This window comes from Achromobacter marplatensis (assembly GCF_002209535.1).
GTDB classification, from domain to species: domain Bacteria; phylum Pseudomonadota; class Gammaproteobacteria; order Burkholderiales; family Burkholderiaceae_B; genus Achromobacter; species Achromobacter marplatensis.
This window is the reverse complement of the sequence record NZ_NJIG01000001.1, coordinates 282,437-294,421: the sequence shown is the minus strand read 5'-3', so window position 1 is coordinate 294,421 and position 11,985 is coordinate 282,437. Positions and strand designations below refer to the sequence as shown.

The 11,985-nt window shown below is 68.5% G+C and carries 12 protein-coding genes; 10 read left to right on the top strand and 2 right to left on the bottom strand.

The features are described from left to right. Positions 1-11: 11 nt before the first annotated feature. From CEY09_RS01225 to CEY09_RS01185, 9 genes are all read left to right on the top strand, one after another. A complete protein-coding gene (locus CEY09_RS01225; protein ID WP_088587243.1) occupies positions 12-980 on the top strand; it encodes an HlyD family secretion protein in 969 nt (322 codons plus the stop codon). Next, positions 977-1,939 carry an ABC transporter ATP-binding protein gene (locus CEY09_RS01220; RefSeq protein WP_088587242.1) on the top strand — a complete coding sequence of 321 codons (963 nt, stop codon included), beginning with the start codon at positions 977-979 and terminating at the stop codon, positions 1,937-1,939. The genes CEY09_RS01225 and CEY09_RS01220 overlap by 4 nt, the downstream gene beginning before the upstream one ends. Beyond that, the gene (locus tag CEY09_RS01215; RefSeq protein WP_006227515.1) at positions 1,936-3,081 is read left to right on the top strand and encodes an ABC transporter permease; all 1,146 of its coding nucleotides are present in this window, start codon (positions 1,936-1,938) and stop codon (positions 3,079-3,081) included. Before CEY09_RS01220 ends, CEY09_RS01215 begins: the two co-directional genes overlap by 4 nt. Before the next feature lie 6 nt (positions 3,082-3,087). Beyond that, positions 3,088-4,632, top strand: coding sequence for an efflux transporter outer membrane subunit (locus CEY09_RS01210; RefSeq protein ID WP_175216721.1), 1,545 nt, complete (start codon positions 3,088-3,090; stop codon positions 4,630-4,632). Between the two features lie 192 nt (positions 4,633-4,824). After that, entirely contained in the window at positions 4,825-5,553 is a 729-nt protein-coding gene (locus CEY09_RS01205) for a response regulator transcription factor (RefSeq protein ID WP_088587241.1), read from the top strand. 83 nt (positions 5,554-5,636) lie between these two features. After that, positions 5,637-6,119, top strand: coding sequence for a YbaK/prolyl-tRNA synthetase associated domain-containing protein (locus CEY09_RS01200; protein ID WP_006227518.1), 483 nt, complete (start codon positions 5,637-5,639; stop codon positions 6,117-6,119). A 22-nt stretch (positions 6,120-6,141) separates the two neighbouring features. Then, positions 6,142-8,121 (top strand): FUSC family protein, encoded by a 1,980-nt coding sequence (locus tag CEY09_RS01195; protein WP_234818199.1) that lies wholly within the window; start codon positions 6,142-6,144, stop codon positions 8,119-8,121. Between the two features lie 3 nt (positions 8,122-8,124). Continuing rightward, the gene (locus CEY09_RS01190) at positions 8,125-8,928 is read left to right on the top strand and encodes an NRDE family protein (RefSeq protein ID WP_088587240.1); all 804 of its coding nucleotides are present in this window, start codon (positions 8,125-8,127) and stop codon (positions 8,926-8,928) included. 101 nt (positions 8,929-9,029) lie between these two features. After that, positions 9,030-9,464 (top strand): flagellar hook assembly protein FlgD, encoded by a 435-nt coding sequence (locus tag CEY09_RS01185; protein WP_088587239.1) that lies wholly within the window; start codon positions 9,030-9,032, stop codon positions 9,462-9,464. An 87-nt stretch (positions 9,465-9,551) separates the two neighbouring features. Here CEY09_RS01185 and CEY09_RS01180 read toward each other — a convergent pair whose 3' ends face one another. Next, positions 9,552-9,926 carry an MAPEG family protein gene (locus CEY09_RS01180; RefSeq protein WP_035212970.1) on the bottom strand — a complete coding sequence of 125 codons (375 nt, stop codon included), beginning with the start codon at positions 9,924-9,926 and terminating at the stop codon, positions 9,552-9,554. Positions 9,927-10,049: 123 nt separating this feature from the next. Here CEY09_RS01180 and CEY09_RS01175 point away from each other — a divergent pair, with 123 nt between their 5' ends. After that, on the top strand, positions 10,050-10,898 hold the full coding sequence (locus tag CEY09_RS01175) for a CPBP family intramembrane glutamic endopeptidase (protein ID WP_088587238.1): 849 nt from the start codon (positions 10,050-10,052) through the stop codon (positions 10,896-10,898). A 19-nt stretch (positions 10,899-10,917) separates the two neighbouring features. Here CEY09_RS01175 and CEY09_RS01170 read toward each other — a convergent pair whose 3' ends face one another. After that, the gene (locus CEY09_RS01170) at positions 10,918-11,970 is read right to left on the bottom strand and encodes an alkene reductase (RefSeq protein ID WP_088587237.1); all 1,053 of its coding nucleotides are present in this window, start codon (positions 11,968-11,970) and stop codon (positions 10,918-10,920) included. Positions 11,971-11,985 lie beyond the last annotated feature (15 nt).

The following is an 11,985-nucleotide window of genomic DNA, read 5'->3' as shown; positions in this document are numbered from 1 at the left end:
GGATGCCGACCATGCGCACCCGTCCCGCCCTGCTTCGTTCCCTGCCGGCCTTACCGGTGCTGGCCTTGCTGTTGGCCGGTTGCGGCAATGATCACGCCCCCTTCTACCAAGGCTATGTCGAGGGCGACTATGTCTATGTGGCCTCGTCCGAAGCGGGCCGGCTGGATGCGCTGCCGGTCAAGCGCGGGCAGCAGGTGACGGCCGATGCGCCGTTGTTCACCCTTGAGGCCACGCGCGAGCGCGCCGCCCGCGACCAGGCCAGCGCACAATTGGCCGCGGCGACGGCGCAGATGGAAGACATCGCCACCGGCAAGCGCCCGCCTGAAGTCGACGTCAGCCGCGCCCAACTGGCCCAGGCCGAGGCCGCCAGCCGCCGGTCTGCCGCGCAACTGCAGCGCGATACCGCGCAGTTCCGCATCGGCGGCATTGCGCGGGCGCAGTTGGACGACAGCCGCGAACAGGCGCAGTCGGACGCCGCCCGCGTGCGCGAGCTGCGCGCGCAGCTGGAAGTCGCCGCCCTGCCCGGGCGCGACGACCAGCGGCGTGCGCAAGCCGCCCAGGTGGACGCGGCCCGCGCGACGCTCGCGCAAGCCGAATGGACGCTGGCGCAAAAGCAGCTGGGCGCCCCGGCCGCAGGTCAGGTGTTCGACACGATGTACCGCGTGGGCGAATGGGTGCCCGCGGGCAGCCCCGTCGTCAGCCTGCTGCCGCCCGGCAATATCAAGGTGCGCTTCTTCGTGCCGGAGACGGTGGTGGGGTCGCTGAAGGTCGGCCAGCAGGCCACCCTGCGCTGCGACGGCTGCGGCGATCCGATACCGGTGCATATCGACTACGTGTCGAACCAGGCCGAATACACGCCCCCGGTCATCTACAGCCGCGAAAGCCGCAGCAAGCTGGTCTACATGGTCGAAGCCCGGCCCACGCCGGACGCGGCCACGCGCCTGCATCCCGGCCAACCCGTCGAGGCCACCCTGCAATGAGCGCGCCGGACGACACCGCGCGGGACGCGGGCACCGCCGTTATCGACGTGCATGGGCTGAACAAGCACTTCGGCGACAAGCACGTGGTCAACGACGTGTCGCTGCGCGTGCGCGAAGGCGAGATCTTCGGCTTCCTGGGCCCCAACGGCAGCGGCAAGACCACCTGCATCCGGCTGATGTGCGGCCTGTTGACCCCGGACTCGGGCAGCGGCACCTGCCTGGGCTACGACATCCTGCGTGAAAGCGCCGAGATCAAGCGGCACGTGGGCTACATGACGCAGAAGTTCTCGTATTGGGACGACCTGACGATCCGCGAGAACCTGGATTTCGTGGCGCGGATGTACGGCATGTCGAACCGCAAGGAGACCGTGGACCGCGCGCTGGAGGACCTGGGACTGCACAGCCGCGCCAGCCAACTGACGGGCTCGCTGTCGGGCGGATGGAAGCAGCGCCTGGCGCTGGCCGCCTGCCTGTTGCACGAGCCCCGCCTGCTGCTGCTGGACGAACCGACCGCCGGCGTGGACCCGACGGCACGCCGCGATTTCTGGGAACAGCTGCACGAACTGGCCGCGCGCGGCATCTCGGTGCTGGTCAGCACGCATTACATGGACGAAGCCGAACGCTGCCACAAGCTGGCCTACATCTCTTACGGCAGGTTGCTGACCCAAGGCACGGCCGAAGAAGTAATCGCCGAACAACACCTGACCACCTGGGCCATCCACGGCCATAACCTGGTGCCGCTGGGGCAACGGCTGCGCGGCGCACCGGGCGTGGACCAGACGGTGGCCTTCGGGTCGGCACTGCATGTCAGCGGCCAGGACGCGGCGCTGCTGGAACGCACGCTGCGCGGCGCCATCGACGGCCAGGACCTGCGCCTCGAGCGCATCGACACCAGCCTGGAAGACGTCTTCATCTATCTGATGAACCGGTCCACCGACAACTTTGCGAGCCCGCCATGATGCGCCATCTGCAAGGTTTTTCGTGGGCCCGCTGGTGGAGCATGGTGCTGAAGGAATTCCTGCAGCTGCGCCGTGACCGCATCACCTTCGGCATGATCGTGGGCCTGCCCATCATGCAGCTGGCGCTGTTCGGCTACGCCATCAACACCGACCCCAAGCAGATGCCCACGGCCGTCATCACGGCCGACCACAGCCCGTTCACGCGCAGCTTCATCGCGGCAATGAAGTCGTCTGACTACTTCCACATCACCGAAGAACTGGACAACGAGGAAGCCGGGCGCGCCGCGCTGGCCCAGGGGCGGGTGCTGTTCGTGGTGACGATACCGCCGGACTTCTCGCGCCGGCTGCTGCGCGGCGAACGCCCCGCCCTGCTGATAGAGGCCGACGCCACGGATCCCATGGCCACCGGCATGGCGATTGGCGCCGCCACCCAACTGACCCAGGCCGTGGCGCAGAAGGACCTGACCGGGCCGCTGGCCGGCCTGGCAGGCGGACAACCGGCGTTCGACGTGCGCGTGCACCAGCTCTACAACGAAGAGCAGATCTCGCAATACAACACGGTGCCGGGGCTGATGGGCGTGATCCTGACGATGACGCTGGTGATGATGACCGGGCTTGCCATGACGCGCGAACGCGAACGCGGCACGATGGAGAATCTGCTGTCGATGCCCGTGCGGCCGATCGAGGTGATGACGGGCAAGATCGTGCCCTACATCGCCATCGGGCTGATCCAGGCCACCATCATCCTGTTGGCGGCACACTTCGTCTTCCATGTGCCGATTCTGGGCAGCCTGCTGTCGGTGTACCTGGCGGCGTTGCTGTTCGTCGCCGCCAACCTGACAGTGGGCATCACGCTGTCGTCGCTGGCGCAGAACCAGTTGCAGGCCATGCAGCTGACCATGTTCTATTTCCTGCCCAACATGCTGCTGTCGGGCTTCATGTTCCCGTTCCAGGGCATGCCCATGTGGGCGCAGTACCTGGGCAACCTGCTGCCGCTGACGCACTTCAACCGGCTGATTCGCGGCATCCTGCTCAAAGGCAACGGCTGGTGGGACCTGTGGCCCAGCATCTGGCCGCTGATGCTGTTCACCGTGGTCGTCATGACCGCCGCCGTGAAGTTCTATCGCCGAACCCTGGATTGACGCGCCATGCCTCGCTTAGCCCGCCCGCCCTTCGCTTCCCGTCCGCTGCCGCGCCGCCGCGCGGCGCTGGCCGTCCTGAGCCTGCTTGCGCTGGTCTCGGGCTGCGCGGTCGGGCCCGACTTCGCCACGCCCGCGGCCCCCGATGTCGCCTCCTATATGGCGCCGCAAGACGCCCCGTCCGCGTCCGGCGGGCAGCAGTTGCAGGCGGGCGCCGACATTCCCGCGCAATGGTGGCAACTGTTCCATTCCGACGCGCTGGACCAGTTGGTGCGTCAGGCGTTGGACGCCAACCCGACGCTGGAACAGGCGCGGGCCAGCCTGCGCCAGGCCACTGAAGACCTGAACGCCGAAACCGGCGGCCGCCTGCTGCCCGCCGTCGACGGCAATCTGTCGGCCGCGCGCAAGAAGGTGGACCCGTCCGCCTATGGCGTGCCCGTCTCCGAACTGCCGCCGCCGTTCACGCTGTACAACGCCTCGATCGACGTGTCCTACACGCTGGACGTGTTCGGCGCCAACCGCCGGGCGCTGGAAGGCATGGCCGCCCAGGTGGATTACCAGGCGCACGAACTGCAGGCGGCACGCATGTCGCTGGCCGCGAACGTGGTGACGGCCGCCATCCGGCAGGCCGACTTGTCGGAACGGGTGGCCGCGACCCGCGAACTGCTGGCGGCGCAATTGCAGCAGCAGGACATCATGCGGCAGCGCCTGGCCGCGGGCGGCATCGCGCAGGCCGACTTAAGCAACCAGGAACTGCTGGTGGCCCAGACCCGTTCCACCCTGCCGCCGCTGGACAAGCAATTGGCACAGGTCACGCACCAGCTGGCGGTTTACCTGGGCCAGCCGCCGGCCGCATTGCCCGTAGCACCGCTACGCCTGGCCGACCTGACTTTGCCCTCAAGCATCCCCACCGGCGTGCCGTCCGCGCTGACGCGACAGCGGCCCGACATCCTGGCCGCCGAAGCGCTGTGGCACAAAGCGTCGGCCGATGTGGGCGTGGCCACCGCCAACCAGTATCCGCAGTTCACGCTGACCGCCAGCTTTGGGTCGCAACGTACGCGCGTGGGCGATCTGTCCGATGGCGTGAACGTGTGGAACCTGGGCCTGGGCCTGGTGCAACCGCTGTTCCATGGCGGTGAACTGCGCGCGCGAAAACGGTCGGCGGAAGCTGCCTACGATGCCGCGGCCGCTGCGTACCGGCAAACGGTGCTGGACGGTTTCCGGCAAGTGGCCGACGCCTTGCGCGCCGTGCAGACGGACGGTGAGGCCTACCAGGCCTATGACGACGCCTGGCGCCGCGCGACCGAGGCCGAGCGCATCGCGCAAGGCCGCTACCAGGCCGGCGGCATCAGCCATCTGAGCCTGCTGGACAGTCAGCGCCAACTATTGCAGACGCGCATTGCGCGCACGGAAGCCGATGCCGCGCGCTATGCGGATACCGCGGCGCTGCTGCAGGCGCTGGGCGGAGGCTGGTGGAACGAACCCGCCGCGGAGCTAAGCGCCGAGACAGAGCCCGCTGCAAACCCGCACCGACTTCCGCGGCAGGAACGTTAAGGCGTTGGTCAGCCTGCGGCCTTCGCGCACCAAAGTGGCGCACGCATCAGCGCCTCCATGCGTCGCGCGTAACAGACGCCCCGCAATCATGTCTGAGAATTCGGGTACGAAACGGGCGTTGTGCGAGGTTTAGGAATTCGATGTATCCGTAGCATCATGCATGCGCTCAAGCTGCACAGATCACTACGATTCATGAATGACCTACTAGACCTGATCGTCTTCTCTCCCGATCCCGACCAACGCGTGCGCCGCAGCGACGCACTGGCGGGCATGGGTTTTTCGCCCCGCCGTTGCGAGGACTCCAACGGCCTGTTCCGCCTCTTCCAGTCGCGTCGTACGCCGTTGCTGGTGATGGAAGCCGAATTATCCGATCTCTGCATGGCCGTCGCAGGTCTGCGCGCCATGGACACCACCGCCGGCATCGTTGCCGTCTCTACCTTCGATTCCCCGGAAAACCGCATCCTGGGCCTGCATTGCGGCGCCGACGCCTGCTTCCAGCCCGACGTGGCCACCGCCGAAATCGCCGCCGCATTGCAGGCCCTGGTTCGCCGCGTGCCCGCCATGGCCGGCCGCCGGACGGCCCCCGAGGCGGAACCGCGCGCGCCCAGTGCGGCCGCGTCCGTCGACGCCAGCGGGAAATGGCAATTCCATGACGCGGCCTGGACCCTGGTCAGCCCGCAAGGTATACGTTTGGCGCTGACGCTGGCCGAGCGCGAATTCCTGCTGAAACTGACCACCTCGGCGGACAAGCGGCTGCCCCGTAGCGATCCGCCCGGGATCGATCCGCAAGCGGGCCGCGAGTCCATCCGCCGCACCGACGTGGTCGTCAGCCGCTTGCGGCGCAAGGCGCAAGACATGAACATGGAACTGCCGATCCGCACCGTCTGGGGCTGGGGCTACGCCTTCACCGGCGAGATCTGACGGCTTGCCCGCGGGCGTATCATGCGATGTGTGCGGCGCCGACTCCCGGCGCCTGCCCATCCCATTCTGATCCGCCGCCCGACATGGAAGTCTTTGAACGCCTGCAAGCGATGCTTGCCCAGAACCAGGCCCGCCATCGCCTGATCGAACACCCCGCGGCCGGCCGCTCAGTGGAGGTCGCCGCCATCCGCGGCACCGCCGTCAGCCAGGGCGCCAAGGCGCTGGTCTGCCGCGTGAAGATCTCGTCGAACCAGCGCAAGAACGTGCTGGCCGTCTTCCCGGCCGACAAGCAGGCCGACCTGGACGCCATTGCGCGCGCGGCCGGCGGCAAGAAGGCCTCGCTGGCCTCGCAGGACCTGGCGCGCGAATTGACGGGCTGCGAGATCGGCGCGATTCCGCCCTTTTCCTTCAACCCCGACCTGCATCTGCTGGTGGACCCCAGCCTGCGCGACCGCCACGATGAAATCGTGTTCAACGCCGGACGCCTGGACGCGTCCATCCTGCTGAACACGGAAGATTACTTCCGGCTGGCCGCGCCGGAAGTCGCCCCGTTGATCAAAGCCTGATCCCGCCCGCCATGAGGCCGCCGTGTCCCGCCCCCTGAACCGCCGCGGCGCGCGCACGTCCAACATGCGGTGGCTGATGAGCCTGGCGCATATGGAACCGTCGCCGGTCAGCCGCTGGGTGGCATTGCGGGCCGCGCTGGCCATCGGCCTGCCATCGGCGGTCGGGCTGGCGCTGGACCAGAGCGCGGCCGCCGCGCTGGTGGCCCTGGGCGCGCTGCCCGCCATCACCGGCGACAACGGCGGCCCCTACCGGAACCGGGCGCTGTCCATCGGAGCCACCGTCTTCGGCGGCGCGCTGGGCTACCTGCTGGGCAACCTGGTGGCCGGACATGGCCTGTGGACCTCGGCTGCGATGACCGTGCTGGTGCTGATCGCCAGCCTGGTCGGCACCTTCAATAACATCGCCGCGGTGGCGACGCTGCAGTTCGCGGTGTATGTCATCGTGGGCGCCAGCCTGACGTCCAGCCTGCCGCCCTGGCTGCCGTCGGTGCTGGTGGGCGCGGGTGGGCTGTTCGGCCTGGCTCTTACCTTGTCGGGCTGGGTCGTGAACCCGATCGCGCCGGAACGCGCCGCGGTTGCGCTGGCCTACCGCAAGCTGGCCGCGATGTTCGCCGCCATCGGCACGTCACGCACCATGATCGCGCGCCGCGACATGGAAGCGGCCATGACCACCGCCTACGACACCGTGCTGGCCGCCCGCGGCCGCGCCGCCGGTCCATCGCCGCGCCTGGCCCGGCTGGCCGCCCAGTTGCAAGCCTGCACGCCGCTGACCAACGCCGCGCTGGCGCTGGCGCGCGCCGGCCGCGTGCTGCCGCCGGAATGCGCGCGCGTCATGAACCGGCTGGCGGACCGCGTGGAAAACGACGCGGAGCCCAACCCCGGCGACGACATCGCCGCGCTGAGGCTGGCGGACATGCCGCAACTGGCGGACGCGCTGGCGCAAGCGCTGCCGCTGCTGGACGGCGCCATGCCGCCCGGCGCGGATGCGTTGGCCACGCTGGCGCCCGTCCGCCCGCGCACGCCGTGGCGCGTGTTGGCGCGCACTTATCGGCCCGGACCGGCCACCGTACGCTACCTGGTCCGGCTAGGCCTGTGCCTTATCGCCGCCGAGGCCGTGGCGTGGGCGGTGGCCTTGCCCCGGTCCTACTGGGTGCCGCTGATCGTGGTGGTGATCTTCAAGCCCAACTTCGGCTCGGTCTTTGCCCGGGCGCTACAAAGCTGCGGCGGCAGCGTCGTGGGCGTCGCCATCAGCGCCACCGTGCTGGCCGTGGATCGCAGCGGCATCGCCAGCCTGTTGACGGTGGCGGTGCTGGCTTCCCTGCTGCCCTGGTCCATCCGCCGCAACTACGGGCTGTTCTCCGCCATTCTGGTGCCCATCCTGATGCTCTTGATCGGTGCCTTGCAGCCCGGCACCTGGGCGATTGCCCTGGCGCGGCTGATCGACGTGGGCATCGCCGCCGGCATCGTGCTGCTGGTGGGCTACCTGCCGTGGATCCGCATCGAACGCCACAACCTGGACCATGCCGTATCCGCCGCGATGGATACGTTGGCCGCCTATCTGAATACGGTCTTCCAGGCAGCGCCCGGCAGCCGCCACAGCCTGCGCGCAAGCGCCTATGCCCGCTTGTCCGACCTGCGCATCGCGCTGCAGCGCGGCTTGTCCGAACCCCGCCTTGTCAGCCGCCGCGCGCTGGCGTGGTGGCCGGTGGAGGTCGCCCTCGAACGCGTGGCCAACGCCATTTCGGATACGGCGTGGTCGCTGCCCGCCGGCCAGGCCGCGCCCAGCGCTGCCGAAGTCGCGGCGCTGGCGGAAACCTTGCATGCCATGAGCCTCGCCGTCGACCAGGGCGCAGCCGTATCCGCCACGCCCATCACCGCCCCCTCGCCTGCGCTGGCCGACGTCGCCGCCGAAATCGAAGCGCTGCGCGCCGCGCTGGCCGGCCCGGATTTCGCCGCCGCGCCAGGCGCCGGCGCCCCCAGAACCCCCGTACACCAGGTCTGAACCATGTGTCTTGCCGTATTGGCCCTGCATGCCTTGCCGGGCATCCCCGTCCTGATCGCCGCCAACCGCGACGAATTCCACGCCCGCTTGACGCATCCGGCGGCCGAGTGGGCCGATGCGCCCGGTGTCTACGCCGGCCGCGACGGCTTGGCCGGCGGCACCTGGATGGGCGCGACCTCGCGGGGCCGCTACGCGCTGGTCACCAACTTCCGGGAACCGGGCCGGCACCTGGATGCCGCGCCCTCGCGCGGCGCGCTGGTCGAAGACTTCCTGCGCGGCGGGACGTCGCCCGCCGAATACCTGGCGCGCGTCCATGAAAAGGACCAGGCCTACAACGGCTTCAACCTGATCGTGGGCGACGCGCTGCAAGCCTGGTACCTGAGCAACCGCGATGGCGCGCCGCGCGCGCTGCCACCCGGCATCTACGCGCTGTCCAACCATCTGCTGGACACCCCGTGGCCGAAGCTGGCACGCACCAAGACCGCCTTTACCGCCGTCCTGGACCGGGCGCCGCAGCCCGATATGCCCGCGCTCTTCGCCGCCCTGGCGGACCGCCAGGGCGCGGAAGACGACGAACTGCCTGCCACGGGCCTGCCGCGAGATCGCGAAAAGCTATTGAGCAGCCCTTTCATTGTCAGTCCGAACTATGGCACCCGCAGCTCCAGCGTGCTGGCGCTGCACGCCGACGGCGCGGGTCAGCTGGAAGAAAGGCGCTTCGCCCCGGACGGAACGATCAGCGGCGAGAGCCGGCTGGCGTTCGCCTGGCAGACGGGGTTTTCCGGCGATATGCTTGCCGAATGCGGTTAAGGTCGGCGCGTGGTTTCTTTTCGTGTCAGCCGGCCCCAGACACGCGAACTCGGCGCCCGCTTCCCGGTCGAAACCCTTGTCGCCTACTCCAGGAGAACCTGATGAACAAACGCATTGAACGCTGCACCCTGGCTGCCATGATGGCGGTGGGCAGCATGGCCATCGCCGGCGTCCTGTCGACCGCGCACGCGGCGTTGCCCCCAGTCAAGCACCAGGGCACGGTGCAGTATGTCAGCGGCGGGATCGGCATCGATGAATCGGAAGCCATGAAGGCGGCCGCCCGCGACTATCCGCTGGCGCTCACTTTTGCCGCCCAACGCGATGGAAAGGCGGATTACGTCGCCAGCGTCGGCGTCGCCATCCATGACGCGCAAGGCAAGGAAGTGCTGAAGGCCACGGCAGAAGGCCCGTACATGCTGGTGAAGTTGCCGGCCGGGGCCTACAAGGTCTCTGCTACCTACGAAGGCAAAGCCCAGGTGCGCGAAGTGACCGTGCAGAACACGGGTACCGCGCGCGCCGTCTTCGAATGGAAGTAAGCGGCGCCCTCGCGCCGCCCGCACGTGGCGCGCACCGGAACGTTTTCCGGCCCGCGCCGCGCGCCATTCGCGTGGCATTCGCGCGCCTTAGACGCCCGAGAACAGGATGGCGATCACGAAGCCTACGCTGATCGCCCAGACCAGCGACCGCAACGCGCCCCAGCCGGCCAGGTACATGGCCAGGTAGCCCAGGCGCACGCCCAGCCAGCAGGCCATCAGCGTAGCGACATGCGCGGGCGATGCCTGGGTATACAGCGCGAACAGCACCGCTGCGTAGAAGAACGGCAGGGCCTCGAAGGTATTGATCTGCGCGGCATTGGCCCGCGCTCGCCACCCTTCCTGGCGCGCTAGCCACGCCCGCGGATCATTGTTGTCGAATTGTTTGCCCCCCGCCTTGGCGACTATCGTCGAGACGAACGGCAGAATCGCCGCCGCCAGCATCAACCACGCGATCATTTTCATTTTTGCTCCAGGGTGCGAAAAAGGCGGCTTTGCGCCGCCGTGTGCGGCATCGTCGCCTGAAAGGCCCGGTTGGGCAAGCCGGTACGCTTACACTTTGCGCTTTGCGTGCCCGCGCCTGCTTCGATGCCGTTCCTGTCTCCCTGGTCCGCCCTCTTTCTTTCCACCGCCCTGCTCTGGCCGCCGGCCACCCGCCGCTGGGCGCTGGCGCCGCTCGCCATCGCCTGGGCCTGGGCGTGGTCGGAGGGGTTGATCGATCCGGTGGCGTTCGCTGCGCCTGCACTGCTGTTGCTGGCGGCGGCATGGGTGCGGCCCGCATCCGACGCGGTAACGCGCGCAGCGGGCCATGCTTTGTTCCTGACATTGGCGGCCGCGCTTTTCCTGCATCTATTACCCGGATTCCACAATCCGCAGGTCATCGCGCCGGCGCCGTTGAGTCCCGACGCGGTGCCCTTCGGCATGTACCTGAACCTGGACAAGCCGCTCGTGGCGTTCTGGGTGGTGCTGGCCTTGGCGCCGCCCATGGCGGGCGGCAACGCGCGCATCACGGCGGCGTCTGCCTTGCTGACGGCGGCCGCGGCGATTGCGGTGTGTCTGGGGGTTGCACTGGCGCTGGGCGTGGTGGGCTCGGCGCCCAAATGGCCGGACAGCGGCTGGATCTGGCTGATCAACAACGCGCTACTGGTCACGCTAGCCGAAGAAGCCTTGTTCCGCGGCTATGTGCAGCAGCAGCTGGCGACGTGTTGGCGCCGCCATCGCTGGGGAGGCTGGGCCGCCGTGGCGGTTGCTGCCGTGCTTTTCGGACTGGCACATTACGCCGGCGGCTGGCAATGGGTTTTGCTCGCGGGCCTGGCCGGCGTGGCCTATGGCGTCGCGTACCGCTATGGCGGACTGGCGGCAGCGGTGCTGGCGCACCTCGGCCTGAACGCCGCGCACTTCGGCCTATTCACCTATCCGATGCGCGCGGTGCCGTAGGCGCGGCTGCCGCGCTGCTTTACGGCAGCGCCGGGTAGTCCGTGTAGCCGGCGGCGCCCTGCGAATAAAACGTGGACGATTCCGGCGCGTTCAGCGGGGCGTCCAGTTCGAAGCGGCGCGTCAGGTCCGGGTTGGCGATGTACTGCACGCCGAACGCCACGGCATCGACACGGCCTGCCGTGATGGCGGCCTCGGCGGATTCCCGCGTGTAGCCTTCGTTGCCGATATAGACGCCGCCAAACGCAGCCTTCAGCTTCGGCCCCAGGCTGTCTTCGCCTTCATGTTCGCGTGCGCAAATGAACGCGATGCCGCGTTTGCCCAGTTCGGTCGCCACATAGGTGAAGGTCGCCGCCGGATCCGAATCGCCCATCGTGTGCGAATCGCCGCGCGGCGACAGGTGTACGCCCACGCGCCCGGCGCCCCACACTTCGATGCACGCATCCACCACTTCCAGCAGCAGGCGCGCGCGGTTTTCCAGCGAGCCGCCGTATTGGTCGGTGCGCAGGTTCGTGCTGTCTTGCAGGAACTGGTCCAGCAGGTAACCGTTGGCGGCGTGCACTTCCACGCCGTCAAAACCGGATTCCTGGGCCATCTTGGCGCCGTGGCGATAGGCTTCGACCACGCCCGGGATCTCGGCCGTTTCCAGCGCGCGCGGGGTGACATACGGGCGCTTGGGGCGCACAAGGCTTACGTGGCCGCCAGCCGCAATGGCGCTGGGCGCGACGGGCAGTTCGCCGTTCAGGAAAACCGGGTCGGAAATGCGGCCCACGTGCCACAGCTGGGCCACGATCAGGCCATCCTTGGCGTGCACGGCGGAGGTGACCTTGCGCCAGCCCTTGACCTGCTCGGTGGACCACAGGCCCGGCGTGTCCGCATAGCCCACGCCCTGCGGCGTGACGGACGTGGCTTCGGTCAGGATCATGCCGGCGTCGGCGCGCTGGGAGTAGTACTCGACCATCAGGTCGCTGGGCACGCGGCCTTCGTTGGCGCGCTGGCGCGTCAACGGCGCCATCACGATGCGGTTGCGCAGCGTGAGGTCGCCGGCGCGCAGGGGTTCAAACAGGGAGCTCATGCAAAATCCTTCCGC